This window comes from Shimia sp. R11_0, assembly GCF_017744035.1.
GTDB lineage: Bacteria > Pseudomonadota > Alphaproteobacteria > Rhodobacterales > Rhodobacteraceae > Shimia > Shimia marina.
In genome coordinates, this window is record NZ_JAGHQY010000003.1 from 455513 (window position 1) to 479986 (window position 24474).

Consider the following 24474-nt stretch of genomic DNA (forward strand, 5'->3'; position numbering starts at 1 on the left):
AACGGCTGATATGAGCAGACTTGCAATCCTATGTGGCGGCGGTCAGTTGCCTGTGGCGCTCTGTGCGGCGCATCCTGATGCTTTGCGGATCGGGCTTGAGGGCGTTGACCATGATGTTGTCGGGCCCGTTGAGATTCATAGTATCGAGAAGCTGGGTGGGCTGTTTGAGGCGTTGAAATCACAGGGCGTGACGCGCCTTGTGATGGCGGGCGGGCTTGGACGCCCGGCACTGAACCCTGCCAATTTTGATGCGGGGATGATGGCGATTGCGCCACGCTTGCTGCCTGCGCTGCAGGATGGCGATGATGCGTTGCTGCGGTTGGTCATTGCGATTTTTGAAGAGCAGGGCATTGCCGTTGTCGGTGCGCATGAGCTTTTGGAAGGGCTCTGTGCCCAAGAAGGGCTGATTGCGGGGCCAGAACCGAGCGCACAGGCGCTTACGGATGCCAGCAAGGCCGCCGATATTCTTTTGGCGCTTTCGCCTCTGGATCTGGGGCAGGGGGCCGTTGTCGCGGCGGGGCTGTGTCTTGGGATTGAGACATTACAAGGCACGGATGCCTTGCTGCGGTTTGTCTCTGAGACACCAGAGGCGTTGCGCCGCGACAAAGGTGTGTTTCTGAAGGCTCCGAAACGTGGGCAGGATCTGCGCGTGGACATGCCTGCGATTGGGCCAAACACGGTTTATGCGGCGGCCAAAGCCGGGGTGGCGGGCATTGTGCTGTCTGCCAATCGGGTGATGATCCTTGAACGCGATAAAACCTTGGCAGCGTTGCAAGAAACGGGGCTGTTCCTGCTGGGGCGGGTGATCTGATGAAGGTGTTTCTGGTCGCAGGCGAGATGTCGGGCGACCGGCTTGGCGGCGCGCTGATGGAGGGACTGCGTCAGCTTCTCCCTGATGTGGAATTTGCGGGCGTTGGTGGCCCGCTGATGGCGCAACAGGGGCTTGAAAGCCTGTTCCCCATGGACGAATTGAGCGTCATGGGCATTGCCGAGGTGCTGCCAAAATACCGGCATCTGCTGCGACGCATGCATGAAACGGTGGAGGCTGTGCTGGCCTGGCAACCGGATGTGCTGATCACGATTGACAGTCCTGATTTCTGTTTGCGGGTGGCGCGGGAGGTGCGGGCTAAGGCCGACATTCGCGCGGTGCATTACGTTGCCCCGTCAGTGTGGGCCTGGCGTCCCAAGCGGGCAGAGAAGATGGCAAAGTCTGTGGATCAGGTTTTGGCGCTTTTGCCTTTTGAACCGCCTTATATGGAGGCGGTTGGCCTGCGCTGTGATTTTGTGGGCCACCCCGTAGTGACTGAGCCTGTGGCCACAAGCGCGGAAGTGCAGGCGTTTCGCGCAGACTTTGGCATTGGAGATGCGCCTTTGCTGGTGGCTTTGCCGGGATCGCGCCGGGGCGAGGTGTCACGGCTGACGCCAGCGTTTGGCGATGTGGTCGCACGATTGAAGCAGGATGTGCCTGATTTACAGGTTGTTTTGCCAGCTGCCGCCCCCGTGGCCGATTTGGTGAAGGAAACGGTTGCCACGTGGGCGCATGCGCCCATTGTTCTGGATCCGCGTGATCTGGATGTGGATGCAGGGATGGCGCGCAAGCGGGCGGCCTTTGCTGCGGCAGATGTGGCGCTTGCGGCGTCGGGCACCGTGTCGCTGGAACTCGCGGCTTGTGACACGCCGATGGTGGTGGCCTATGACATGAGCTGGTTAAGCTGGCAGATCATGAGCCGCATGGCGTTGATTGATACGGTGACGCTGGTCAATCTGGTGTCAGAGACGCGCACCGTGGAAGAGTATCTGGGGCCTGCGTTCAAGGCAGAGGATATTGCCCCTGCGCTGTTGCGCGTGTTGCAAAGCCCAGAGGCGCAGCGTGCGGCGATGGCGCTGACCATGCAGCGGCTTGGGCGCGGTCATGAGGCACCGGGGCTGCGGGCCGCGCGGGCTGTGCTGGATGGGTTGAAAGCATGATCGACTGGATCGGGCTGGCGGTCTCTGCAGCGCTGGCTCATGTGGCGACCAATCTGGATAATCTGGCAATTCTGGTTGGTGTGACCCTGACCATTGGCCGCATCCGGGCGGTTTTTGGGTATCTGATCGCGCAAGGCGTCGTTTTGGCGGCGGCCTTTCTGCTGTCTGAAGGGCTGGAGATCGGGCTTGCGGCTTATGTCGGATATCTCGGTTTGATTCCCATGGCGGTTGGTGGTCTGGCGCTGGTGAGGCGCCAGAAGGCGGCCTTACAGGAAGATCTCACGCCATCGGAGCCTATGCGGCGACAACTGGTTGCGGTTGTCATGCTGTTTTTAAGTGTGTCGTTTGACACATTTGCCGTATTCACCCCGCTGCTGGCCGATTCGCGTCAGATATTTACCGCGCCTGTCCTTGCAGGGGCGGCGATGTCCGCGTTGCTGATTTCTGGGGTGGGGGCCATGCTTGCCCGGCTCGCACCGGAGCGCGTGCGTCGTATGGGGCGGCTTGAATGGTTCGCCCCATACGTAATGATCGCGGTGGGGTTCTATATTGTGTTGAACACCACCACCGACGCGCTTTAATAGCCGCGCCAGATCCAGCCGCCTCCAAAGATGCGGGAGCTGTCGGTGTCATAGAACACACATGCCTGACCTGGTGACACGCCTTCTTCCGGGGTCAGCAACTCTACTTCGGCCGTGTCTGGGCCAAGGGGGCGAATGATGGCGTCACGTGGCGGGCGTGTGGAGCGCACTTTCACGGCCACATGCCATTCTTCCCGGCTGTCAAATGGCTCATCCCCAAGCCAGTTGATTTCGCGCACCGGGATTTTGCGCGTGGCGAGCATTTCTTTGGGGCCGACGATGACCTGTTTCTTGTCCACGTCGAGTTTGACCACATAGAGCGGTTGGGACAGACCTCCAATGCCAAGACCCCGTCGTTGGCCGATGGTGTAGTGAATCACCCCATTGTGGGTGCCCCGCACGATGCCTTCATGGTCAACGATTTCACCCGGATCTGCCGCGCCGGGGCGCAGTTTTTCGATCACGCTGGCGTAGTCACCGTTGGGGACAAAGCAGATATCCTGACTGTCGGGCTTGTCTGCCACGGCCAATCCATACTCTGCGGCCAGTGCGCGGGTGGCCTCTTTGTTGGGCAGATGGCCCAGAGGGAATCGCAGATAATCGAGCTGTTCCGGAGTTGTGGAGAACAGAAAGTAGCTCTGATCCCGGCGCGCATCGGCGGCGGAATGCAACTCGGCCCCCTTGTCGCCAACCTTGCGCTGAATGTAGTGGCCGGTGGCCATGCAATCAGCATCCAGATCTTTGGCTGTCTCCAGAAGATCCTTGAATTTCACGCGCTCATTGCAACGGATACAGGGCACGGGCGTGGCCCCGCCCAGATAGCTGTCGGCAAATTCATCAATCACGGCATCCTGAAAAATATTTTCATAATCAAGGACGTAGTGTGGAAAGCCTTTTTCCTCCGCAACCCTGCGGGCGTCATGAATGTCGATGCCCGCACAGCAGGCCCCTTTTTTGGCCAGCGCAGCACCATGATCATACAGCTGGAGCGTCACGCCAACCACATCATAGCCTTCATCCGCAAGTTTGGCCGCGACAACGGAGCTGTCCACGCCGCCTGACATGGCCACAACCACGCGGGTTTCGGATGGGGGCTTGGCAAAACCAAGCGAATTGAGGGGCGTGTCGCTGTCAAGCGCCATGGTGAGTCTCTCCGGATCAGAAGTCGTCGAGAATATAGGAAAATCTTAGACACTCTCAAGGGCCGCTTTAGGGCCTCGTTAAGTCCCATAGACGAAAATTTTTTCATTCATGAGGACGAACTGCATGTTTTTGAAAAAAGTCGAAGGGCCAAGGTGTGTTACGCTGTCTGATGGACAGGTGATGACCCGCGCCGATCTGCCGCCTGCCAATACCAAACGCTGGGTGGCCTCACGTAAGGCTGCGGTTGTGCGTGGTGTAGCCTATGGGTTGATCACTCAGCGCGAAGCCCTTGAAACCTATAGCCTTAGCGAAGATGAATTCAACGAATGGGTGACTGCTGTTTCGACCCACGGTCAGGAGGCATTGAAGGCGACGGCTGTTCAGAAATTCCGGCAAACCTGATTTTTCTTATTAACCTTCCTAAATTGGTAACGGCGCGTTAACCTTTATTCGTTAAGGTTAATACCTGAAACCTCCCAGAAGTAAGGAAGTCGACATGAGAGTGCTGCTGGTCGAAGACGATCCAACAACATCAAAAAGCATCGAAATGATGCTGACACATGCCAATCTCAATGTGTACGCTACGGATCTTGGCGAAGAAGGCATCGACCTTGCAAAGCTTTATGATTACGATTTGATCCTCTTGGATCTGGGCCTGCCTGACATGACGGGCCATGAAGTGCTGCGCCAGTTGCGCACATCTCGGATTGATACGCCGATCCTTATCTTGTCTGGGGCAGATGACACCGAAAGCAAGCTGAAAGGCTTTGGCTATGGTGCGGATGACTATCTGACCAAACCGTTCCACCGCGAAGAGCTGGTGGCGCGGATCCATGCGATCATCCGCCGCTCCAAAGGCCACTCGCAATCTGTGATCAAAACCGGCCGTATTTCGGTCAATCTGGATGCCAAAACCGTTGAGGTGGAAGGCAAGCCTGTGCATCTCACCGGCAAAGAATATCAGATGCTGGAGCTTTTGAGCCTGCGCAAGGGGACGACCCTGACCAAAGAGATGTTCCTGAACCATCTCTATGGTGGCATGGATGAGCCAGAGCTGAAGATCATTGACGTGTTTATCTGCAAGCTGCGCAAAAAGCTGAGCGAAGCCACAGCGGGTGAAAACTACATCGAGACCGTTTGGGGCCGTGGCTATGTGCTGCGCGATCCGGAGCCGACTACGGCAACGGATGATCCCGTGGCGATGCGCGCCTGAAACCGCGCGGCGGCTCTGGACGTCACCTTCTGTCACCCCTATCACTTGGGAGGGTAAGATAGGGAGACGACCGTGACAGACGAGATCGCCGTCACAGAAATGACTTTGCAACAGGCGCGCGAGGAATTGGCGCGCCTTTCTGCTGTGCTGAGCGAGGCGAATCGCGACTATCATGGGGCCGATGCGCCAAAGCTTTCAGATGCAGATTATGACCAACTGAAACGACGTAATAGCGAGATCGAAAGCCGGTTTCCTGAGCTGAAACGCGCAGATAGCCCCAGCGAACAAGTGGGCGCGGCCCCGGCGGAGGGCTTTGGCAAGATCACCCATGAAGTGGCGATGTTGAGCCTTGGCAACGCGTTTGAGGATCAGGATGTTGCCGATTTTGATGAGCGCATCTGCAAATACCTTGGCGTGGGTAAAGGCACGGTTTCCTATACTGCGGAACCTAAGATTGATGGTTTAAGTCTCTCTATTCGTTATGAAAATGGAGAAATGGTCTATGCGGCCACACGCGGGGATGGGGCCACGGGCGAAGACGTGACAGCCAATGCGCGCACCATTGCGGATATCCCCCAGCGTATAGAGAATGCCCCTGCGGTGCTTGAGGTGCGGGGCGAAGTCTATATGAGCCACGCCGATTTTGAGGCGCTCAACGCCCGGATCATTGCGGAAAACGCGGAGCTGGAAGCGGCGGGCAAGAAACCACGGACAGTGTTTGCCAACCCGCGCAATGCGGCTGCGGGCAGTTTGCGCCAACTGGATGCGCAGATCACCAGAGAACGCCCGCTAAAATTCTTTGCCTATGCCTGGGGGGCTTTGTCAGAGCCCTTGGCGCAGACACAGATGGAGGCGATTTCGCGGCTGCAGGGCTTTGGCTTTGTGATCAATGATTTCACCAAAGTCTGCGCCTCTCCAGCGGAGCTGATTGCGCAGTATCGTCTGATTGAAGCGCGGCGCGCGACACTTGGGTATGACATTGATGGCGTGGTCTATAAGGTCAACGATCTGGCGTTGCAGGGGCGGCTTGGGTTTCGCTCCACCACGCCGCGTTGGGCCGTGGCGCATAAATTTCCGGCCGAGCTGGCCTGGACCCGTCTTGAAGCCATCGACATTCAGGTCGGGCGCACTGGCGCGCTGAGCCCGGTGGCACGGCTTGCGCCGGTGACGGTGGGCGGCGTGGTCGTTTCCAATGCGACGCTGCACAATGAAGATTACATTGCCGGTCGCGACAGCAAAGGCGCGGATATTCGCGATGGCAAAGACATTCGCGCGGGTGATTGGGTGCAGGTCTACCGCGCGGGGGATGTGATCCCCAAAGTGGCGGATGTGGATTTGTCCAAACGGCCAGATGGCGCGCAGCCTTATGTATTTCCTGATCTTTGCCCGGTCTGTGGATCCGCCGCCGTGCGCGAAGAAGGCGACGCCGTGCGCTATTGTACAGGCGGGATGATTTGTGCTGCGCAAGCAACTGAAAAGTTGAAACATTTTGTGGCGCGTAAGGCCTTTGATATCGACGGTCTGGGCGCAAAACAGATTGAGATGTTCTATGAGGATCCGGATCTTGCGATCAAGGAGCCTGCGGATATTTTCACGTTGGAGCGCCGCGATGGTGCCAATCTCAACCGGCTGAAAAACCGGAAAGGCTGGGGTGATCAGAGCGCCGCCAATCTGTTTGCAGCGATCAACGACAAACGCAAAATCGGCTTTGCACGCGCGCTGTTCAGTCTTGGTATTCGCCATATTGGAGAGAGTGCGGCGAAGGATCTGGCGTTGCATTTTCTCACTTGGGAGAAGCTGGTTGAGGCGGCGGATAAGGCCCGCCCTGCGGCGCTTGCTCATCGTGCGGCAGATGCCGCAGAGGAGCGTGAGCGCATTGCGGCGCAGCAAGCAGGGCGTCGCGCCAAGATCAAGGAAAGCCGCGAGGCGGCCATGGCGACATGTGATGTTGATGTGGTGGCCAAGAGCGTTTGGAATGATCTGACCGGGATTGATGGCATTGGCGCGGCGGTGGCGCTGTCGCTGACGGATGCCTTTGCCAACGCTGATGAGCGCGCGGCGATTGCGCGGTTGATGAATGAGCTTGAGATCATTCCGCCAGAAGCGCCCAGTCAGGCGAGCCCGGTTGCGGGTAAGACGGTGGTGTTTACCGGGAAGCTCGTGAAAATGACGCGTGATGAAGCTAAGGTGCGTGCCGAGGGGCTGGGGGCCAAAGTGTCTGGATCTGTTTCCAAGAAAACCGATCTTCTGGTGGCAGGCCCCGGTGCAGGCAGCAAGGCGACCAAGGCCGCAGAGCTGGGCATTGAGACGCTTGATGAAGACGGCTGGCTGGCGTTGATTGAGGGGCTATGAGCGGACGGCCGGAAATTCTGTTTCCGCTGTTTGCGGATGTGACCAAACTGGAGGGTGTTGGGCCAAAAACGGCGCAGCACCTTGAGCAAATCGACGTGGAGAAACCGCGCGATTTGCTGTTTTTGCTGCCCTATTCCGGAATCGACCGCGCGCCAAAGCTATCGGTGCAGGAGGCGGAGCTGCCCGGGGTGGTGACGGTTCAGGTGCTGGTGGGGGCACATCGCCCGCCGCGCAATCGCGGCGGCGCCTATCGGATCACGGTGCAGGACACGCAGACCTCGTTTCAGATCGTGTTCTTTCATGCGCGGGGGGACTATCTCAAAAAGATCCTGCCGGAAGGGGCGCGGCGTGTGGTCTCAGGCAAGGTTGAGCTGTTTGATGGTGTCGCTCAGATGGTGCATCCGGAATACGTGGTGGGCCCGGATGAGGCAGAGGAGATCCCGGCGTTTGAACCGGTCTATCCGCTGACACATGGGGTCTCTCAGAAGACCATGGTAAAGGCGGTGCGCTCTGCATTGGACCGTGCGCCGGAGCTTGAGGAATGGATCGATCCTTCCCAGAAAGATCAGGCCAAATGGCCCTCTTGGGCGGCGGCCATGGCCGCGGTGCATCTGCCCCAAAGCATGGAGGAGGTCTCTCCAAATAGTGCCGCGCGGGAGCGTTTGGCCTATGATGAGTTTCTGGCGCATCAGATCACTCTCGCATTGGCACGCAGCCAGCTGCAGAAGGCCAAGGGTGTGATTTCGCAGCAGACCGGACGGCTGCAAGCCAAGGTGCGTGCATCTTTGCCCTATGCGCCCACCGGGGCGCAGGAACGGGCGATTGAGGCGATTGCGGCGGATATGGCGCTCTCCACGCGCATGAATCGTCTGCTGCAGGGCGATGTGGGCGCGGGCAAGACGCTGGTGGCGTTTATGGCGTTGCTCGTGGCGGTGGAAGCGGGCGGGCAGGGGGTGATGATGGCCCCGACCGAAATTCTGGCACGCCAGCATATGGAGGGCTTGCAGCCTTTGGCAGAGAGCGCCGGTGTGGTGCTGGAAATCCTGACAGGGCGCGACAAGGGTAAGGAGCGCCGGTCCAAGCTGGCCGCGCTGGCGCGGGGGGATATTCATATTCTGGTGGGCACCCACGCGGTGTTTCAGGAGGATGTGCAGTTTGCTGATTTGAGGCTGGCCATCATCGATGAACAACACCGCTTTGGGGTGCGTCAACGGCTGGAGCTGGGCAAGAAAGGGGAGGGCGCGGATGTGCTGGTGATGACCGCCACGCCGATTCCGCGCAGCCTCGCGCTTGCCCAATATGGGGATATGGATGTCTCGGTGCTGGATGAGAAGCCGCCCGGACGTCAGCCGATCACAACCGCGCTGGTCTCCACCGCGCGCATTGATGAGGTGGTGGCGCATCTGCGCAAGGCTGTTGCAGAGGGCAAGCAGGCCTATTGGGTCTGCCCTTTGGTCGAGGAAAGCGAACGGGTCGACTATACGGCGGCGGATGTGCGCTTTAAGGCGCTGCGCGCGGAGCTTGGCGAAGGCGTGGTGGGGCTTGTGCATGGTCAGATGCCACCTGAAGAAAAAGACGCGGCCATGGCGGATTTTCAGGCCGGAAAGACGCAGGTGCTTGTGGCGACCACGGTGATTGAGGTTGGCGTTAATGTGCCCAATGCCACGATCATGGTGATTGAGCGGGCCGAAGTGTTTGGGCTGGCGCAGTTGCACCAATTGCGCGGGCGTGTGGGGCGTGGCTCGGAAGCGTCAACATGCCTGTTGATGTATCAGGCACCGCTGAATGACAGCGGAGAGAAGCGGCTTAAGGTGTTGCGGGAAAGCGAAGATGGTTTCGTGATTGCAGAGACCGATTTGCAGATGCGGGGGGCCGGGGATCTGATTGGTACGGCGCAATCTGGCCTGCCGCGGTTTCGCATTGCGGATGTGGAAACGCAGGCGGGGCTGATGGCGATTGCGCAAAGTGATGCGCGCAAACTCTTGCATGATGATCCAACACTGGAAAGCGCACGCGGCAAGGCGGCGCGTGTTCTGCTTTGGCTTATGGAACAGGATCAGGCAATCCGTTTGATTACAGTGGGTTAAGTCCATAAGTTCCGTTTTGTTCTCAAATGTTCTCACAAAGTTCTTTACTCGAATCGGAGTGTGTGAGAACAAAGTGGCAACAAAGGTGAGCTAGGGAGACGCCCCATGATGCAGCAGATCAAACAAGTTGTCCGCAATTCCGGTGATACGCTTTGGCAGGATGCTGTTGGGGGGATCGCTCTTTTTGTGATGTTGATTTTGGCACTGCATGTGCCGGGCTTTGTGTAGGGCGCCTATACAAGCCTTTGAGGAATGCCTCTATCACATGTGTTTGTGCCGCGTCGTTCGCGCATCTGTCCCCATTTGATGCGTCCTGACTGACACTGCCTGTTCATAGTCCTTGAGGGGGTCTGCCTTCCCCCGCTGTTGAATGGCGTGGGTCCCACGCAATTACATGTGATCTTGCCGCCGCCTCCCTTTTGGGAGTGCGGCGGTTTTTTTATTTGCCTTCGGTGTTGGCACAAAAAACGCGCCGGAGCGCGGCGCGTTTGGAAGACCTGTAATGAGGTGGCTGTTAGGCGCAGTCAGACTGTTTGATCTGTTCAAAGGCTTCTGCCAGTGCGTCCAGCGCCAACAGGATGGAGGCGTGACGGTTTTTATAATCCCGCGCCGGGCGCAGAACTTCCAGACCTTCAAAGGGGGCAGGGGGCGTTGGCCCGTCTTCCTTCAGCATCGCTTTGAGTGCGTCGCGCGCTGCGCAAATCTCCTCTTTGGAGCGGCCAATGGCATTGGCTCCCACCACAGAGGCCGCTGCCTGTCCCAGGGCGCAGGCTTTCACATCCTGCCCAAACTGCGCAATCACACCATCTTTGAGCGCAATGTCCACGGTGACGGTGCTGCCGCAAAGGGGGGAGCGTTTTTTGACGCTGGCATCCGGGGTGGGCAGACGATCCGTATGCGGGATTGCAGCTGCAAGCTGCAAGATCTGGCCAGAGTAGAGCTTGATCAGGTCGGTTTCGCCGGACATGGAGGTTTCCTTTGTTGCTGCTTTTGTAGATAGAGAGGAAAATACCGGATGCAAAGAGGGACGATGGTATGGGCTTTGATGCAAAAGCGCTGAAATATAATGACGCGGGGCTTATCCCGGCCATTGCGCAGGACAGCGAGAGTGGCGAAGTTCTGATGATGGCCTGGATGAATGTCGAGGCGGTGGAGCGTACCTTGGAAACCAAGCGCGTGACCTATTGGAGCCGGTCGCGTCAGTCTTTCTGGATCAAGGGGGAGACCTCCGGGCATGTGCAGGAACTGGTCGATTTCCGCTATGACTGTGATCAGGATTGTATTTTGGTTCTGATCAGGCAGACCGGCGCGGCCTGTCACACCAACCGGCGCACCTGTTTTTACACGGCGGTGCGCGATGGGGAAAATGTCGAGCTTATGACACCGATGGCGGATTAAAGCCCGACCATGGCGCGGATATCGGCAGGGCTGGCGCCCTCTGCGCGATATTTGGCAATCGCGCGGGCGTCGTCGCGTTTCGCAAGACGTTTGCCTGCGGCATCGCGGATCAAATCATGGTGATGGTAGTGCGGCGTCGGCAGCTTGAGCAGGGCCTGTAACAGCACATGGATGGCGGTGGCCTCAAAGAGGTCTGCGCCGCGAATGACATGACTGACCTGTGTGGCAGCATCATCAAGCACCACCGAGAGATGATAGGATGCGGCCATATTGCGCCGCGACAGAACGACATCTCCGACATGTGTCATGAGGGTCTCTGCGTTGAGGGTATGATCGCCAGCGTGCAGCGGGCCGCTCTCTGTGAAGGTCAGAGGCAAGGCGATCGCACAGGCTTTTTCCATATTGAGGCGCGTGCAGGTGGCGTCTTGCGCCATATGGTGGGCGTGGCGGCAGGTGCCCGGATAGACGCGGCCGTCAGGGCCAAATTGCGGCACGCCTTCCTGCGGGGCATTTGCCGCAGCTTCGATGTCGCGCCTTGTGCAGGTACACTCATAGGTCAGCCCCATATTGCGCAGCTGATCCAGAGTGGCGCGATAGGCGTCAAAATGGGCGGATTGTTTGCGCACCGCGCCATTCCAGGTGATCCCGAGCCAGTGCAGATCCTCATAGATCTGCTCTTCCCATCCCGGGCGCGCGCGGGACTGGTCCAGATCATCAATCCTCAGGAGAAACTGGCCAGCTGCGTCACGTGCCATGTCATGCGCCAGAAGGGCAGAATAGGCATGCCCGAGGTGCAGAGGGCCAGTTGGAGAGGGCGCAAAGCGCGTGATGAATGTCACGTTGAGGAACCGCTTTTAAGTTTGCGCCATCCTAAGGTGAAGCGCGTTAGGCGTCCACCTTGGTCTGAGCATCCAGCCATGCCTGCCAGTCGGATTTGGCTCGGTCTGTGTAGGCTTTGTAGCGGTCTTTACGCCCGCGACGACCGCCTTTGAGCCCCTCAACCGGATGGAACAGCCCGAAGTTCACGTTCATGGGCTGGAAGGTTTTGGCTTCGGCCCCGCCGGTGATGTGATGCACAAGCGCGCCCATGGCGGTGTTTTGCGGGGCAGTCTCCAGTGCGGTCCCCAAGATCTCAGCGGCGGCAAGGCGGCCCGCCAGCAGACCCATGGCCGCGCTTTCCACATAACCTTCAACACCCGTAACCTGCCCAGCAAAACGGATGTTGGGGCGGGATTTCAGGCGCATCTGGTCGTCCAGAAGGGTGGGCGAATTGATGAAGGTGTTGCGGTGAATGCCGCCAAGACGTGCGAACGAAGCGTTCTCCAGGCCGGGGATCATTTTGAACACATCGGTCTGCGCGCCGTATTTCATCTTGGTCTGGAAGCCGACGATATTATAGAGTGTTCCCAATGCGTTATCGCGGCGCAGTTGTACCACTGCATAGGGTTTGTCATCGGGCTTGTGCACATTGGTCAGGCCCACTGGTTTCATGGGGCCAAAACGCAGGGTCTCGCGGCCGCGCTCGGCCATCACCTCAATTGGCAGACAGCCATCAAAATAGCCCGCAGTCTCGCCTTCGTGGAATTCTGTTTTGTCGGCCGCCAACAGCGCGTCGATGAAGGCCTCATATTGGTCCTTCGTCATTGGACAGTTGAGGTAGGCTTTGCGCTCTTCTTCGGTCTCGCCTTTGTCATAGCGCGACTGTAGCCAGGCCACATCCATGTCGATGCTCTCGGCATAGACAATCGGGGCAATGGCATCAAAGAACGCCAGACGGTCCGCGCCGGTTTCGGCCTGAATGGCCGCGCCAAGCGCGGTGGAGGTCAGCGGGCCTGTGGCGATGATCCAGTGGCCGTCGCTGGGCAGTTCGGTGATCTCGCAGTATTCAACCGTGACATTGGGGTGCGCCATCAGCGCCTCTGTCACAGATTCGGCAAATGGATCACGGTCCACCGCAAGTGCGCCCCCAGCGGGAAGACGGTGTTCATCGGCTTTGGCCATGATCAGCCCGTCCGCCGCGCGCATTTCCCAATGCAGCAGGCCCACGGCGTTTTGCTCATCATCGTCAGAGCGGAAGGAGTTGGAACAGACCATCTCCGCCAGATGCCCGGTGCGATGGGCAAAGGTTTCCACCTTTGGGCGCATCTCGTGGATCACCACCTGAACGCCCATGTTCGCGGCCTGCCATGCGGCCTCGGAGCCGGCCATACCGCCGCCAATGATATGCAATGTCTGTGTCATGCAGGCGGACATAGGCGAGGGGCTGCGGTTTGGGAAGGGGGGAAGCGTGCTCTATTGGTCCCAAGTGGGGGTTTCTTTGTTAAGAAAGGCGGCAATGCCTGCTTCGGTTTCGCGCCAAAGCATGTTTTCGACCATCACGTCGCCAGTGTAGTCATACGCCTCGGCCAGAGGTTTCTGGAGCTGCTCATAAAAGGCTTCTTTGCCAATCTTGACCGCCAGCCCCAGTTTGGAGGCCACGGTTTCTGCAAGTGCTGTAGTGGTGGCGGCGAGATCTGCTTCGGGGACCACGCGGTTGATCAGCCCCAGTGCTTCGGCGCGCTCTGCGGTGATGAACTGGCCAGTGGTGAGCATTTCCATAGCATGTTTGCGGCCAATGTTGCGGCTGAGCGCCACCATGGGCGTGGAGCAGAAGAGGCCGATGTTCACACCATTCACGCCAAAGCGGGTGCCCTCAGCGGCCACGGCCATATCGCAGGTGGCCACCAGTTGACAGCCAGCCGCCGTGGCAATGCCATGTACCTGGGCAATCACGGGCTGTGGCAGTTTTTGAATGCTTTGCATCATCGTGGCGCAGCGGGTGAACAGATCTTTGAAATAGGCTTTGCCCCCGTCTTCGTTCTGACGCCCCGCGGTCATCTGTTTGAGGTCATGACCGGCGCAGAAGGCTTTGCCCGTGCCAGACAGCACCACGGCGCGCACCGTATTATCTTGCGCGATCTCCGCCAGGGCCGTTTGAAGCGCAGCCAGCATTTCATCAGACAGAGCATTGAGCCGCTCCGGCGCATTCATTGTGAGATGTGCCACTGCATTTGTGTCGCGACGTTCCAAAATTGTCATCTTGCCCTCCCTAAGTAATGCCGCAACGTTAGCGGGAGAGGAGAGGGAGGAAAAGCATGCAAGCAGTTATGAGCGCGGAGGAAATGAACGCGTTTCTGGATGACGTGTTTCCGCAGGTGAAAGACGCCTTTGTTGTTGAGCATCTGGATGGGGTCAACACGGTGATGCGGATGCGGATTTCCGAGCAGCATTTGCGCCCCGGCGGGACGGTATCGGGGCCCACGATGTTCACGCTGGCAGATGTTGCGGCCTATGTTGCGACATTGGCCTGCATTGGTCGCGAAGCCCTGACGGTGACCACCAACTGTTCATTGGATTTTATGCGTAAGCCGGTTTCGGGTCGTGATTTGATCGCCAAGGCCACGCTTTTGAAACTGGGACGGAACCTGTCCGTGAGCCATATTCTGATTTATTCGGAGGGCGAGGACATGCCGGTGGCGCGTGCGAATATGACCTACGCGATCCCGCCCAAGTCATGAAGATTCTACGCTGGTGTCTGTGGGTCGTGATGCTTGCGGGTGCCAGCCGGTTTTTTGCATTTGAGCAGGGGGTGCCGCTGGATCCTGTTGGCGGCACCCCGGTTTGGGTGTTTGATCACGGATATCACGCGGGGCTTGTTATACCCAGAGAGGGATTGGAACGGTTTGGTGAGGGATCGGCCGAGGCGTGGTTGGTACAATTTCCAGATGCGGACTGGTTTGAGTTCGGTTGGGGGGACGCAGGATTTTATTTCGAAGTTCCGACGTTTGACGATGTGACCCTCTCGATAGGAGCGCGGGCTTTATTGATGCCTTCGCTGAGCGTTTTGCATATCGCGACGGGGCGGGGATCTCCTGTGGAGGTCTTTGCAGCTTCAGATCATGTGGCGCTGAAGCTGTCTGACCAAGCGCTGTCAGATGTGTTGAAATTTGTGGAGCGCTCTGCAGTGTCGCCAGACCAACTGGGGCCGGGGCTGTATGGCGTCAGCGCATTCTATGACGGGCGTGGGAAGTATCATCTGTTTCAAACTTGCAATTCCTGGGTGTCGCAGGCGCTGCGGGCTGGCGGGCTTGCCTCTGCGCCGGGGCCTTCGGTGATCAGTGGCGGTTTGTTATGGGATCTTCAGCGACGTTAAGGCCGCACGTAAAAAGGGGTCGGGAAAATCCCGACCCAGTGGAAGAGGCAAAAACTGACGGGGATCAGATTTGCCACATCTTTTTGCGGGCTTCAGCGCGCGCTTCTGAGAGCGTCATACCAATATCTTGCAACTGAGCAGCGTCGAGTCTGGAGAGTTCGCGGCGTGTACGGCTGCGTTGATCCCATAGTGTGACCGTTGCCGCAAAAGACAGTGCCAGACGTGCCGCAACCGGAAGACGGTTGGTGGTGGCGTGCAGGGACAGGCTTTCAAGATGTGCTGTGGTCATTGTCATGGTCATCTCCAATATTGTATTGATACAATCCTCAAGTTTGTTACAGTGCCTGTGTAGCTTCGGGTGGGTACAATTGCGAGGAAAACATTGTGACTGGTACAATATGGCCGCCAGATTTTGAAAATTGTACTGATCCAAAATACCTTGTATTGGTACAATCTCTTCGCTGTGCTGTCCGAAGCGGTCATTTGGCTGTTGGAGAGAAGCTGCCGCCTGTGCGGGATTTGGCCTGGCAGTTGGGCATCACACCGGGAACTGTTGCTCGTGCTTACAAGTTGGCAGTAGAAGAAGGGCTGCTTGAAACAACGGTGGGGCGCGGGACCTTTGTGGCGGATGGGCGTCTGGAACCCATGCTAGGCCCAGAGCCTCTTGTCACTCTGTCACAGAGCGAAGATGTCGATTTGCGTGCGGTGCGTGTGCCGGACGTGGGGCAGGACAAGGCAATTCATGGTGCCATGGCGCGGGTTCTGGCCGCGGAGCCCTCTTATTTGCTGTGCCCGGATTCGGTGACCGATTTGGTGGCGCGGCAGGCTGTGGTGAATTGGATCGGCCATGACATCGCCGCGCGACTTTCCATAGATGATGTGGTTCTGACCCTTGGTGCGCAGAATGCCTCTATGATTGCAATGCAGTGCTGTTTGCATGGCTCTTCTCCGGTTGTGTTGACGGAGGAGGTGACCTTTCCGGGGGTGCGACATGCCTGTCGGTTGCTGCGCGCGGATGTGATTGGCGTAGGGATTGATCAGGATGGTTTGCGTCCTGATCGCCTGGAGGAGGCTTTGCGGCGACATGGCGCGCAGGTTCTGGTGACCTCTGCGCAGGCCCACAGTCCAACAACCGTTCATACGCCTTTGGTGCGCCGGCAGGAGATTGCCGAACTTGCCCGGCGCTACAACCTGCAAATCATTGAGGATGATTGCTACGGTTTGAATGCCTCTGAAACACCTTCGTATCGGATGTTGTGCCCGGATCGCGCTTGGTATCTGGGATCACTCACGAAAGCGGTCTCCTCTGCCTTGCGGTTTGGGTTTCTGGTGCCACCGGAAGGGCGCGCGCAGATGGCGCGACATGTGATGCAATCCAACTGTTATGGCGTGCCACAGCCGATGCTTGATATCTGTGCGGAATTGATTTTGAGCGGCGAAGCCGCCGCCATCCGTCAGAAGGTGATTGCCGCCATCGAAAAACGTGTGCGTGTCGCGGTCAACATCTTGGGAAGCTGGGATATCCGCTGGCGTTGCGATGTGCCTTTTGTCTGGCTTAAGCTGCCTCAGGGCTGGCGGGGCTCAACCTTTGTGCGCGCTTGCGATGCGCGTGGGATACGGATCAAGTCCGCTGATGAGTATGCTTTGCCCGACGGGCAGGCGCCCAATGCCGTGCGTATTGCGCTCGCACCTGAGTTGCCTGTCGCGGATTTGCAGGCCGCGCTTGAGATTGTGTCTGAGTTGCTCGCGAAACCGCCGCTGTGGAATGAAAATTAATGGGGTAAAATAATACCTATTTTTTAGGATGTTGTTTTTGCTTGATTTATTTGGGTTTTCGACGCTTGACGCTGTGTGTGGCTGCTTTATAACCCCGCCATCGCATTTTGATGCGTCAGCCATTGGCGCATCTGTCAACCAATCATGGAAGACCTGACATGAAAACCTTCTCTGCTACTCCGGCAGACATCGAGAAGAAATGGATCATCATCGACGCCGAAGGCGTGGTGCTGGGCCGTCTCGCTTCGATCGTCGCCATGCGCCTGCGCGGCAAGCACAAGGCATCCTTCACTCCGCACATGGACATGGGTGACAACGTCATCGTGATCAACGCGGATAAAATCCAGCTGACCGGTAAGAAGCGCTCTGACAAGACCTACTACTGGCACACTGGCCACCCAGGCGGCATCAAGTCCCGTACTGCTGAGCAGATCCTGGAAGGCGAGCACCCAGAGCGTGTTGTGACCAAAGCGGTTCAGCGCATGCTGCCTGGCAACCGCCTGTCCCGCAAGCAGATGACCAACCTGCGCGTTTACGCTGGTGCAGAGCATCCGCATGAAGCACAGGCCCCTGAAGTGCTGGACGTGAAGTCCATGAACAGCAAGAACACCCGGAGCTAACCCATGGCTGATCAAATCAACTCGCTTGAAGAGCTGAACGCCGTAGCCGGTGAAGAAGCTGTTGTAGAAGTTGCGGCTCCTCGTGAGCCAGTGCGCGACGAACTGGGCCGCTCCTATGCGACCGGTAAACGTAAAGACGCTGTTGCCCGCGTTTGGATCAAGCCGGGTTCCGGCAAGGTCATCGTGAACGGCAAAGACCAGGACAAGTATTTTGCACGTCCGGTTCTGCAGCTGATCCTGCGCCAGCCTTTTCAGGTTGCCGGCGTAGAAGGTGAATTCGACGTATATGCCACCGTGAAAGGTGGCGGTCTGACCGGTCAGGCCGGTGCGGTGAAGCACGGTATTTCTAAAGCTCTGCAGCTTTATGAACCCTCCCTGCGCGCACCTCTGAAAGCCGCTGGCTTCCTGACACGCGACAGCCGCGTTGTGGAACGTAAAAAATACGGTAAGCGCAAAGCGCGTCGTTCGTTCCAGTTCTCCAAGCGTTAATCGCTGGACAAGCAAACCAAAAAGAAAGGGCTCGCAGATTTGCGGGCCCTTTTTGTTTGTAAATATAGCGCTGTGATCTGTGTGCGCTGAGAGGTGTCATCGAGATTTGGAGGGTTGGTGTTAGATGGCGATTGGGTGCCTGCGTCCGATGCGGCTTGTGTTCCCAATGGGCGCGCCTAGTATAACCAGCGACCGACAGCAGGGGCTGAGCTCCTATTCTGGAAAAATAGATGATTAAAGAGTTTATTAAGAAGCTTGCCTTTCGGCACACAAATTTTGGTGCGCCCAAGTATTCCTACAATATTGAGCCGGAGCAATTGGCGGAAATTATTTCCAGCATTGTTGCCTTGAGCAAGCGGGGGCACCCTCTCAATCTTCTTGAGATCGGTGTCGCCCGAGGTATGACAACACGCTTCATTGCCGAGCATATTGAGAAAAACAGGCTCGATGTTGCCTTCTATTGCTTGGACACGTTTTCCTCCTTCACTGCGGAAGATGTGGATTATGAAATCCAAAACCGCGGCAAATCCAGAGGGGAGCTTGCCGGGTTTTCCTATAATGATTTTGAAACCTGGAAGCGCAACTTCTCTGAATATGACTTTGTCAAAGCGATACAGTGTGATGTGGCGGATTTTGACTTTGCTGAAATCGAAGGTGGCATCGACTTTGTTTTCTTGGATGTCGACCTCTATCAGCCCACATTAAAAGCTTTGCGGAATATGCGGGGTTATCTCAACGCAGGGGCCATTATTCTTGTGGATGACGTTGCCGACAACAACAGCTGGGATGGTGCGTTCGAAGCCTTCTTTGAATTTGTGAAGGAAGAGGGGATTGATTATGAGGTTGTTGGCAACAGATGTGGCAAGATCATCTGGCAGGGGTGATTAAAGACAAAAGGGGCGCGAGGACGCCCCTTTGTGTGGTCTTATGGTAAAGATCAGCTGTTGGCCAGACCTTCCGCCTCAACCTGTTCCCAGATCGCATCCCAGACTTTTTGCATACGGCTCTTGTGCTTCACCGCTTTGGCGGCTTCGTAGTTGTCCATCATACCTTCGCCCTGAACGATGATCAGGCCAGCCATGCCCATGCTGACGTGGGGTGTGCATTTATAGCCGTAAAACCCCGGAGTGGTGAGCGTGACTTCAAAATCTTTGCTGATCTTGCTTTTCCACGCCTCGGCGCCCTCTGGCAGCATGCCCTCTAGGGTTTGTGTATTGTGGCCCTTATCGACGGAGACGAAGCGGACGGTATCGCCGGGTTGCACAACCTGAATCAGAGGTTTGAAGATCATACGACGCTTTTTGTCGTCGGGATCTTTGTTGAGCATTTCAATGTCGAGGGTTGCCTGACCCAAAGCAGGCTGTGCAAGCAAAAGGGCGGCTCCGGCGAGGATCACTTCGCGGCGGTTCAGTTTGAGTGTCATTTTATGGTTCTCAGATACAACTCACGCATTCAAAAACATGCGCTTTCCGGTTTCCGGCTGTCCACAGATGCGCAAACATAAGCAGTTGGCTCCTGCCGCCTTAGATAGGCAAGCAGCGCGGGGGCATCAACTTGCAAAATGTGCCAGAGGTCGCGTCAAATCGCCACCACCCTTAGGCGCTTGCGCCACAGGCAGCGAGCTTGCGGATCACATGCCTGAACTCAGACGTAAAATCCGATCCGGGTAGTCTTTGGGAAAATGCCATACTGCTGAGTCTGGCGTGCGTTCCAAGCCACGTTTGGCAGGCGGTGAGCCTTTGAGCAGAGAGAGGAAAATGTCGCTGCTTGTCCAAGGGGATGAGCGGAAATACCAATGGCCATTGCCAAGCGCGGCACCCGGTGCGTCGGTCACATCAATCAGGCTGACCTTCGGGACGTCAATCAAGCGATGCTCAAGCGCGCGCGACTCTTCGCTGTTGTCGCCGATCTGTCCAAGGCGGTGGCGCCCAAAAACAAGACGCGACATGCCCAATGCGGAATCGCTGCTCGACATGTAAATGGAGAGATGATCCATGATATCCAGCAGCCCGTCCCCGATCGCTTCGGCAAAATAGGTGCGGTCCAGATCGCTGCCTACCAGGATCACCTGACCCAATTTGGCGTTGGACGGATTGGATTTATGTTTGAGGGCCAATTGATATGTGGCCTCAAATGCCAAGCGCGAACCGGCGCTATATCCAATCAGATGAATGCGACGCACATCCGTTTCCTGGGCCAGGAATTCGATCAAAACACGTAGGTTTTTGCGTGTGGCATTGGCCGTTTCCAGATCTTTGAAATAAGCCGTACGGCGCGGTGTTGCGGCCCAGTTGTAGCTGATGAAGGCCCCTTTGTAGCCCAGAAAGTGCTGCAACTCCTGTGAGATCAGCGTGGGATATTCGAAATCCACGTTGTAGCCATGCACATAGATCACCGCATCTTGACCGCCTGAGGCAGCTAATTGGCGATTGATGCTGTCCCGAAAGTCACGATGTACCCGTGCGAGCGTGTCCGCAGGGGGCGGCGTGATCAAGGGATTGGGCGAGGTGACGGGCAGTGGCCCGAGTTCCTCAACGGCCGTCACGCTCAAGGTGCGCTCAATCTCGCGGTTCTCCGCCAGCGTGATGTCTTTGAACTCTGCCCAACTTTTGATGCGAGGGGTCATATTGACGGTCGCCACGCCCACCCTCAGCAGATGGCCGCGTCGATTGGCATAGAAGTCGCTGGCGTCATCCGGCGTCGCAGGAGCGCGATCTGTGGCATAAAAAAGGGTGGTATGCCCAATTAGTTCTTTTTCGCCATGGCCATGGAAAGGATCCAGGGCGCCGCTTGTGAAAGCGACTGGCGAGGGCATCAAAGTCACTTCATTATATTGGTTCTCTCCACAGGCGATGAGCCCAAGGCAGAGTGTAATCATGAGCGCGACAGGGGATCTCATGGCTATGTGTCCGCATCAATCAGGCCAAGACCACGCAGATAGACCCCGATCCCGCTCTCAAGCAGATCCTCTGGGGCGAAGGGGCTTTGGGTGCCGGGGGAGTTGCGGGCATAGAGTTCAACAACGCCGTGGCTCATGGCCCAGACATGGGCGGAGAACATGCTCGCCGGAGGGCGTTTTTCGGGGGGGATGTGTTTGGAGAGTTCCGCAGCGGCGTGTTCCATAACGCCACGCGCGCGGCTTGCCACAGCGGCCAGTTCTGGTGTGCGGTTGACAGAAATGCCACTTTCAAACATCGCGATGTAATGACCGGGGTATTTGCGGGCAAAGGCGAGATAGGCGCGTCCGGTGGCTTCAAAAGAGGCCAAGGCCGATGGTTGGCCTTTGTCAAAGGCAAACTGCATGAGATCTGCGAAGATTTCATAGCCTTGGCGCGCTGCTTCTGCGATGAGATCTTCGCGCCCCTCAAAGTGGCGATAGACCGCCGCTGGGGTCACCCCTGCGGTTTTGGCAGCCTCAGACAGGGTAAAGCCCGTGGGGCCTTTGGCCTCAATCAGGCTCAGAGCCGCCTCCACCAGCGCCTGACGCAGGTTGCCGTGATGATAGCCACGTTTAGGCATTCCAGATATCCGGTCCGCCGCAGATCAAGGGGTCAATCTCGCCCAGTGCGACGGTATCTTTGCCGTCGTAGGGCAGGGCCTGTAGCACAGTGCGAATGGCGCTCAGACGCGCGCGTCGTTTGTCGTCAGAGCGGATCACGGTCCAGGGGGCGAGCGCGCTGTGGCTGCGGGTCAGAGTTTCGTCGATGGCTTGTGTGTAGGCGTCCCAGCGTTTGAGGCCTTCGACGTCAATCCAGCTCAGCTTCCACTGTTTGAGCGGATCTTTTTCGCGGGCCAGAAAACGACGCAGCTGTTCGGCGCGGCCAACGTTGAGCCAGAATTTGAAGAGATAGACGCCATCGTTCACAAGTGCCTGTTCAAATCCGGGCACCTGGCGGAAAAACCGCTCTCTGTCTGCGTCTTCGGTGAAGCCAAAAACCTGTTCCACAACACCGCGATTGTACCAGCTGCGATCATAGAAAACGATCTCCCCGCCAGAGGGGAGGTGATTAATATAGCGTTGAAAGTACCATTGGCTCTGTTCGGCGTCTGTTGGCTTTGACAGGGCGACCACGCGGGCACCGCGCGGATTGAGGTTTTCGCGAAACCGCTTGATGGTGCCGCCTTTGCCAGCGGCGTCACGGCCTTCAAACACCATGGCGATGCGTGCACCGCTTTGCTTGGCCCAGTGCTGCATCTTGACCAATTCGATTTGCAGGGCTTCAAGCGCAGCTTCATAGGCTTTGCGTTCTAGCCGATCCTTGTGAGGGTAGCTGTCTGACAGGATATCCTTCTTGCCCGCATCCATGATGGCAGTGCGGATCTCTTTGGGCGCATCTTCATCAAAATAGCGGCTGATGGCACCGTCAAATGGCAAGCCCATGAAACATCTCCCTTTTCCCCACTATGGGCTGCAGCGGATGGTGATGCAATGCGCGGTGTTAACTTACGTTACATCGCATCCCTGAGAAGGCGTCAGGCGCGCAGGTCGGTGATTTCGTGGCCAATGCGAGACATGTCAAACGGCGTGGTTTGATAGATCTCAGAAATCCAGTTGCCATAAAGCAGATGTGCGTGGCTGCGCCAACGGTTCTGCGGAGGGTTGGCCGGGTTGTTGTCTGGATAATAGTTATCCGGCACGTTGATTCGCGTGCCTTCGGCAACGTCGCGATCATATTCCTGTTTCAATGTGTCACTGTCGTATTCGAAGTGATTGAAAATAAATAGGTCTCGCGTCTTTGGGTTTTCTACAAGACAGGGGCCGACCTCTTCGCTGTGCAGGAGGGTGCGCAGCTCAGGGCGGGTGTCTATTTCGTCTTGGCGAATTTCTGTCCAGCGGCTCACCGGAATCACGCAGTCATCAGAAAAGCCGCGCAGGAAAGGCGAGGTGTGGGCGAGGTTCTGGTGTCGGAAACAGCCAAATGCCTTGTGATCAAGGATATGTTTCTGCACGCCATGGAAGTAGTTGATCATCGCCATGCCCCCCCAGCAGACCCCAAAAGTGGAGTGCACATGCGTGCGGGTCCAGTCAAAGACTTCGCAGAGCTCATCCCAATAGGTGACCTCTTCAAAGGGCATATGCTCAATGGGAGCACCGGTGATGATCAGCCCGTCAAACTTTTCTCCGCTGGCCTTAATATCCTGAAAAGGCCGGTAGAATTCAGCCATATGTTCTGCGGCTGTGTTGCGGGTTTTGTGCTCTGTCATGCGAATGAGCGAGAGCTCAAGCTGCAACGGGGTGGCACCGATCAGACGGGCGAATTGATTTTCCGTCTGGATCTTCTTGGGCATCAGATTGAGCAGACCAATCCGCATGGGGCGGATGTCCTGACGCGCGGCTTGATCCGCGGCCATGACCATGACGCCTTCGTGCTTGAGCACGTCAAAGGCGGGCAGGTCGGCGGGGATCTTGATAGGCATGTCAGTCTCTCTGGTGTTTTATGGTAGGGGCCATAGTTAGGCGGCTGAGGCGTGATCCTCAAGGGCCGTTGCGATCACGTCGATGACATCAGAGGCGGAAGCAACGGCGGCAACACGTTCGGCGGGCAGCGTCAGACCCCATTTTGCCATGGCTTCATAGCGCGGTTGGCGGTGGGCAAGGGCGCGGGCATAGGTCCAGCGCACAAAGGTGTCCGGATCGACCGAGCTTTCGACATGGCCGGTTTCGCCAAGATAGTCTGACCATGCCTGTATCAGGAATTCTGGCTGATAATACATAGGCTTGGGGGCGCGATCAAAACGGCGCACCAGCTCTTCTGTATGGGCGTCAGAGCCTTTCAGCCAGACCATCAGGGTGTTCTGTGACAGCATGGTGAGCAGAGGATCCTCTGGGTCTGAGGGATCTACCACCTCACAGATGGACCCGCCGGTATCGCAGACAAAATGGTCATAGCCATAAAGGGTCTGCGCACGGTCAATAAAGGGTTTGGTATCCATCAATGCGGCAATCTCTGCAGTGCGATGCTGCTCTTGGCGCTGCATGTAATCGGCAAAGGCCAGGCCACCCTGTTCGGGGTTGCCGGGCTTGCCGAGATAGGTGGAGAGCGGGGCGAGATTGTTGAAGGTGATGTTGGAGGCGATGTAGATCGAATCCGACATGAGAAGGTCGCGCAAAAAGGGAACTTTCATGGCCTCGCGCTTGGCGTTATCGGCGATGTATTCGCCCATGTAGCGGGTGCCAATGCGGTAGTCTACAGAGTAGTGAAACCATGCGCCACTGTCACGTAACGCATTGGAAAGATGAGTTTTCCCAAGACCTGACATTCCAAAAAGCAGCAGTTTTTTCTGGCTGGCGTCCCGCCATTCCTGCGCCGATGTGTAGATCATGGCTGTGTCCCTTTGTCTTGTGGCACCGGTGGTAAAGCGCGGGGGCGGAGGGGTCAAATGCAATTGCGCAACGGCGGCATTAACCAAAAAAATCCGTGTCGGTATTGCGTCGGTATCCCGGCGGTAAAGCGTCGGTGCAAAATTGGGAGCGGATGAAACCTATGTGCGGCGTGCGCGGGCCGTTGCCCTGCGCGGTGTGGGGGCTTTGCAGGGGGGGCTGTGCAGTGGGGGCCAGCCCCCACACCCGCGGGATATTTGTATCAAGAGGAAGCAGGCGACATGCAAAAGGCGCGGTGTGACTGCCGCGCCTTTTGAGAGAATGATGTATTGT

General features: G+C 57.2%; 27 protein-coding genes. 15 read left to right on the forward strand and 12 right to left on the reverse strand.

The window, feature by feature from the left end; genetic code table 11:
* The first annotated feature begins 10 nt into the window (after nt 1-10).
* The 3 genes from lpxI to J7382_RS09125 are packed head-to-tail and all read left to right on the forward strand — an operon-like array spanning nt 11 to nt 2549.
* On the forward strand, nt 11-811 hold the full coding sequence (gene lpxI, locus J7382_RS09115; RefSeq protein WP_209068720.1) for a UDP-2,3-diacylglucosamine diphosphatase LpxI: 801 nt from the start codon (nt 11-13) through the stop codon (nt 809-811).
* Complete coding sequence (gene lpxB, locus J7382_RS09120; protein ID WP_209068721.1) at nt 811-1968, forward strand: lipid-A-disaccharide synthase; 1158 nt, start codon at nt 811-813, stop codon at nt 1966-1968. The genes lpxI and lpxB overlap by 1 nt, the downstream gene beginning before the upstream one ends.
* Nucleotides 1965-2549 carry a hypothetical protein gene (locus J7382_RS09125; RefSeq protein ID WP_209068722.1) on the forward strand — a complete coding sequence of 195 codons (585 nt, stop codon included), beginning with the start codon at nt 1965-1967 and terminating at the stop codon, nt 2547-2549. Before lpxB ends, J7382_RS09125 begins: the two co-directional genes overlap by 4 nt.
* Here the strand turns inward: J7382_RS09125 and mnmA are convergent.
* Entirely contained in the window at nt 2546-3691 is a 1146-nt protein-coding gene (mnmA, locus tag J7382_RS09130; protein ID WP_058240287.1) for a tRNA 2-thiouridine(34) synthase MnmA, read from the reverse strand. The two genes, J7382_RS09125 and mnmA, sit on opposite strands and share 4 nt — an antisense overlap.
* Before the next feature lie 124 nt (nt 3692-3815).
* Here mnmA and J7382_RS09135 point away from each other — a divergent pair, with 124 nt between their 5' ends.
* The 5 genes from J7382_RS09135 (at nt 3816) to J7382_RS20125 (ending at nt 9572) form a co-directional block, all read left to right on the forward strand.
* Nucleotides 3816-4094 (forward strand): DUF1153 domain-containing protein, encoded by a 279-nt coding sequence (locus J7382_RS09135; protein WP_058240288.1) that lies wholly within the window; start codon nt 3816-3818, stop codon nt 4092-4094.
* Nucleotides 4095-4188: 94 nt separating this feature from the next.
* Nucleotides 4189-4905, forward strand: a complete 717-nt coding sequence (locus tag J7382_RS09140; protein ID WP_058240289.1) for a response regulator transcription factor CtrA — start codon at nt 4189-4191, stop codon at nt 4903-4905.
* A gap of 99 nt (nt 4906-5004) precedes the next feature.
* Nucleotides 5005-7257, forward strand: coding sequence for an NAD-dependent DNA ligase LigA (ligA, locus tag J7382_RS09145; RefSeq protein ID WP_209068779.1), 2253 nt, complete (start codon nt 5005-5007; stop codon nt 7255-7257).
* Nucleotides 7254-9344: an ATP-dependent DNA helicase RecG gene (gene recG / locus J7382_RS09150; RefSeq protein WP_209068723.1), complete on the forward strand. Its 2091-nt coding sequence runs from the start codon at nt 7254-7256 to the stop codon at nt 9342-9344. The genes ligA and recG overlap by 4 nt, the downstream gene beginning before the upstream one ends.
* A 105-nt stretch (nt 9345-9449) precedes the next feature.
* The gene (locus tag J7382_RS20125) at nt 9450-9572 is read left to right on the forward strand and encodes a hypothetical protein (RefSeq protein WP_262975172.1); all 123 of its coding nucleotides are present in this window, start codon (nt 9450-9452) and stop codon (nt 9570-9572) included.
* A 286-nt stretch (nt 9573-9858) separates the two neighbouring features.
* Here the strand turns inward: J7382_RS20125 and J7382_RS09155 are convergent, their stop codons facing one another.
* On the reverse strand, nt 9859-10311 hold the full coding sequence (locus tag J7382_RS09155) for an iron-sulfur cluster assembly scaffold protein (RefSeq protein WP_209068724.1): 453 nt from the start codon (nt 10309-10311) through the stop codon (nt 9859-9861).
* A 68-nt stretch (nt 10312-10379) separates the two neighbouring features.
* On the opposite strand from J7382_RS09155, the gene hisI reads away from it, so the two are divergent.
* Nucleotides 10380-10742, forward strand: coding sequence for a phosphoribosyl-AMP cyclohydrolase (gene hisI, locus J7382_RS09160; RefSeq protein WP_209068725.1), 363 nt, complete (start codon nt 10380-10382; stop codon nt 10740-10742).
* Here hisI and gluQRS read toward each other — a convergent pair.
* The 3 genes from gluQRS to J7382_RS09175 are packed head-to-tail and all read right to left on the reverse strand — an operon-like array spanning nt 10739 to nt 13820.
* The gene (gluQRS, locus tag J7382_RS09165; protein WP_209068726.1) at nt 10739-11581 is read right to left on the reverse strand and encodes a tRNA glutamyl-Q(34) synthetase GluQRS; all 843 of its coding nucleotides are present in this window, start codon (nt 11579-11581) and stop codon (nt 10739-10741) included. The genes hisI and gluQRS overlap by 4 nt on opposite strands.
* Nucleotides 11582-11627: 46 nt before the next feature.
* Complete coding sequence (gene trmFO / locus J7382_RS09170) at nt 11628-12983, reverse strand: methylenetetrahydrofolate--tRNA-(uracil(54)-C(5))-methyltransferase (FADH(2)-oxidizing) TrmFO (protein WP_209068727.1); 1356 nt, start codon at nt 12981-12983, stop codon at nt 11628-11630.
* Between the two features lie 51 nt (nt 12984-13034).
* Nucleotides 13035-13820 carry an enoyl-CoA hydratase gene (locus J7382_RS09175; RefSeq protein WP_209068728.1) on the reverse strand — a complete coding sequence of 262 codons (786 nt, stop codon included), beginning with the start codon at nt 13818-13820 and terminating at the stop codon, nt 13035-13037.
* A 56-nt stretch (nt 13821-13876) separates the two neighbouring features.
* Here J7382_RS09175 and J7382_RS09180 point away from each other — a divergent pair, with 56 nt between their 5' ends.
* Nucleotides 13877-14299 (forward strand): PaaI family thioesterase, encoded by a 423-nt coding sequence (locus J7382_RS09180; protein ID WP_209068729.1) that lies wholly within the window; start codon nt 13877-13879, stop codon nt 14297-14299.
* On the forward strand, nt 14296-14934 hold the full coding sequence (locus J7382_RS09185) for a DUF2459 domain-containing protein (RefSeq protein ID WP_209068730.1): 639 nt from the start codon (nt 14296-14298) through the stop codon (nt 14932-14934). Before J7382_RS09180 ends, J7382_RS09185 begins: the two co-directional genes overlap by 4 nt.
* 64 nt (nt 14935-14998) lie before the next feature.
* Here J7382_RS09185 and J7382_RS09190 read toward each other — a convergent pair whose 3' ends face one another.
* Nucleotides 14999-15229, reverse strand: a complete 231-nt coding sequence (locus J7382_RS09190) for a DUF1127 domain-containing protein (RefSeq protein ID WP_247744918.1) — start codon at nt 15227-15229, stop codon at nt 14999-15001.
* Between the two features lie 89 nt (nt 15230-15318).
* Between J7382_RS09190 and J7382_RS09195 the strand changes: the two genes are divergently transcribed.
* The 4 genes from J7382_RS09195 (at nt 15319) to J7382_RS09210 (ending at nt 18703) form a co-directional block, all read left to right on the forward strand.
* Nucleotides 15319-16710 carry a PLP-dependent aminotransferase family protein gene (locus J7382_RS09195; RefSeq protein WP_209068731.1) on the forward strand — a complete coding sequence of 464 codons (1392 nt, stop codon included), beginning with the start codon at nt 15319-15321 and terminating at the stop codon, nt 16708-16710.
* Between the two features lie 158 nt (nt 16711-16868).
* Entirely contained in the window at nt 16869-17330 is a 462-nt protein-coding gene (gene rplM, locus J7382_RS09200) for a 50S ribosomal protein L13 (protein WP_058240296.1), read from the forward strand.
* Nucleotides 17331-17333: 3 nt separating this feature from the next.
* Nucleotides 17334-17819, forward strand: a complete 486-nt coding sequence (gene rpsI, locus J7382_RS09205; RefSeq protein ID WP_058240297.1) for a 30S ribosomal protein S9 — start codon at nt 17334-17336, stop codon at nt 17817-17819.
* A gap of 230 nt (nt 17820-18049) precedes the next feature.
* The gene (locus J7382_RS09210) at nt 18050-18703 is read left to right on the forward strand and encodes a class I SAM-dependent methyltransferase (protein ID WP_209068732.1); all 654 of its coding nucleotides are present in this window, start codon (nt 18050-18052) and stop codon (nt 18701-18703) included.
* A 53-nt stretch (nt 18704-18756) separates the two neighbouring features.
* On the opposite strand, the gene J7382_RS09215 is transcribed toward J7382_RS09210, so the two are convergent.
* The 6 genes from J7382_RS09215 to J7382_RS09240 form a co-directional block, all read right to left on the reverse strand.
* The gene (locus tag J7382_RS09215) at nt 18757-19242 is read right to left on the reverse strand and encodes a pseudoazurin (RefSeq protein ID WP_209068733.1); all 486 of its coding nucleotides are present in this window, start codon (nt 19240-19242) and stop codon (nt 18757-18759) included.
* Nucleotides 19243-19449: 207 nt separating this feature from the next.
* Complete coding sequence (locus tag J7382_RS09220; protein WP_209068734.1) at nt 19450-20718, reverse strand: alpha/beta hydrolase; 1269 nt, start codon at nt 20716-20718, stop codon at nt 19450-19452.
* 2 nt (nt 20719-20720) lie between these two features.
* The gene (locus tag J7382_RS09225; RefSeq protein WP_209068735.1) at nt 20721-21338 is read right to left on the reverse strand and encodes a TetR/AcrR family transcriptional regulator; all 618 of its coding nucleotides are present in this window, start codon (nt 21336-21338) and stop codon (nt 20721-20723) included.
* The gene (gene ppk2 / locus J7382_RS09230) at nt 21331-22200 is read right to left on the reverse strand and encodes a polyphosphate kinase 2 (RefSeq protein WP_209068736.1); all 870 of its coding nucleotides are present in this window, start codon (nt 22198-22200) and stop codon (nt 21331-21333) included. The genes J7382_RS09225 and ppk2 overlap by 8 nt, the downstream gene beginning before the upstream one ends.
* 92 nt (nt 22201-22292) lie before the next feature.
* Entirely contained in the window at nt 22293-23237 is a 945-nt protein-coding gene (metA, locus tag J7382_RS09235) for a homoserine O-succinyltransferase (protein WP_209068737.1), read from the reverse strand.
* A gap of 36 nt (nt 23238-23273) precedes the next feature.
* Nucleotides 23274-24143, reverse strand: coding sequence for an ATPase (locus J7382_RS09240; protein WP_209068738.1), 870 nt, complete (start codon nt 24141-24143; stop codon nt 23274-23276).
* Between the last annotated feature and the right edge of the window lie 331 nt (nt 24144-24474).

Bases quoted from the DNA above. Each gene is read 5' to 3' on its own strand.
- lpxI (WP_209068720.1), top strand. From the start codon at position 11: ATGAGCAGACTTGCAATCCTATGTGGCGGCGGTCAGTTGCCTGTGGCG.
- lpxB (WP_209068721.1), top strand. From the start codon at position 811: ATGAAGGTGTTTCTGGTCGCAGGCGAGATGTCGGGCGACCGGCTTGGC.
- J7382_RS09125 (WP_209068722.1), top strand. From the start codon at position 1,965: ATGATCGACTGGATCGGGCTGGCGGTCTCTGCAGCGCTGGCTCATGTG.
- mnmA (WP_058240287.1), bottom strand. From the start codon at position 3,691: ATGGCGCTTGACAGCGACACGCCCCTCAATTCGCTTGGTTTTGCCAAG.
- J7382_RS09135 (WP_058240288.1), top strand. From the start codon at position 3,816: ATGTTTTTGAAAAAAGTCGAAGGGCCAAGGTGTGTTACGCTGTCTGAT.
- J7382_RS09140 (WP_058240289.1), top strand. From the start codon at position 4,189: ATGAGAGTGCTGCTGGTCGAAGACGATCCAACAACATCAAAAAGCATC.
- ligA (WP_209068779.1), top strand. From the start codon at position 5,005: ATGACTTTGCAACAGGCGCGCGAGGAATTGGCGCGCCTTTCTGCTGTG.
- recG (WP_209068723.1), top strand. From the start codon at position 7,254: ATGAGCGGACGGCCGGAAATTCTGTTTCCGCTGTTTGCGGATGTGACC.
- J7382_RS20125 (WP_262975172.1), top strand. From the start codon at position 9,450: ATGATGCAGCAGATCAAACAAGTTGTCCGCAATTCCGGTGATACGCTT.
- J7382_RS09155 (WP_209068724.1), bottom strand. From the start codon at position 10,311: ATGTCCGGCGAAACCGACCTGATCAAGCTCTACTCTGGCCAGATCTTG.
- hisI (WP_209068725.1), top strand. From the start codon at position 10,380: ATGGGCTTTGATGCAAAAGCGCTGAAATATAATGACGCGGGGCTTATC.
- trmFO (WP_209068727.1), bottom strand. From the start codon at position 12,983: ATGACACAGACATTGCATATCATTGGCGGCGGTATGGCCGGCTCCGAG.
- J7382_RS09175 (WP_209068728.1), bottom strand. From the start codon at position 13,820: ATGACAATTTTGGAACGTCGCGACACAAATGCAGTGGCACATCTCACA.
- J7382_RS09180 (WP_209068729.1), top strand. From the start codon at position 13,877: ATGCAAGCAGTTATGAGCGCGGAGGAAATGAACGCGTTTCTGGATGAC.
- J7382_RS09185 (WP_209068730.1), top strand. From the start codon at position 14,296: ATGAAGATTCTACGCTGGTGTCTGTGGGTCGTGATGCTTGCGGGTGCC.
- J7382_RS09190 (WP_247744918.1), bottom strand. From the start codon at position 15,229: ATGACAATGACCACAGCACATCTTGAAAGCCTGTCCCTGCACGCCACC.
- rplM (WP_058240296.1), top strand. From the start codon at position 16,869: ATGAAAACCTTCTCTGCTACTCCGGCAGACATCGAGAAGAAATGGATC.
- rpsI (WP_058240297.1), top strand. From the start codon at position 17,334: ATGGCTGATCAAATCAACTCGCTTGAAGAGCTGAACGCCGTAGCCGGT.
- J7382_RS09210 (WP_209068732.1), top strand. From the start codon at position 18,050: ATGATTAAAGAGTTTATTAAGAAGCTTGCCTTTCGGCACACAAATTTT.
- J7382_RS09215 (WP_209068733.1), bottom strand. From the start codon at position 19,242: ATGACACTCAAACTGAACCGCCGCGAAGTGATCCTCGCCGGAGCCGCC.
- J7382_RS09220 (WP_209068734.1), bottom strand. From the start codon at position 20,718: ATGAGATCCCCTGTCGCGCTCATGATTACACTCTGCCTTGGGCTCATC.
- J7382_RS09225 (WP_209068735.1), bottom strand. From the start codon at position 21,338: ATGCCTAAACGTGGCTATCATCACGGCAACCTGCGTCAGGCGCTGGTG.
- ppk2 (WP_209068736.1), bottom strand. From the start codon at position 22,200: ATGGGCTTGCCATTTGACGGTGCCATCAGCCGCTATTTTGATGAAGAT.
- metA (WP_209068737.1), bottom strand. From the start codon at position 23,237: ATGCCTATCAAGATCCCCGCCGACCTGCCCGCCTTTGACGTGCTCAAG.
- J7382_RS09240 (WP_209068738.1), bottom strand. From the start codon at position 24,143: ATGATCTACACATCGGCGCAGGAATGGCGGGACGCCAGCCAGAAAAAA.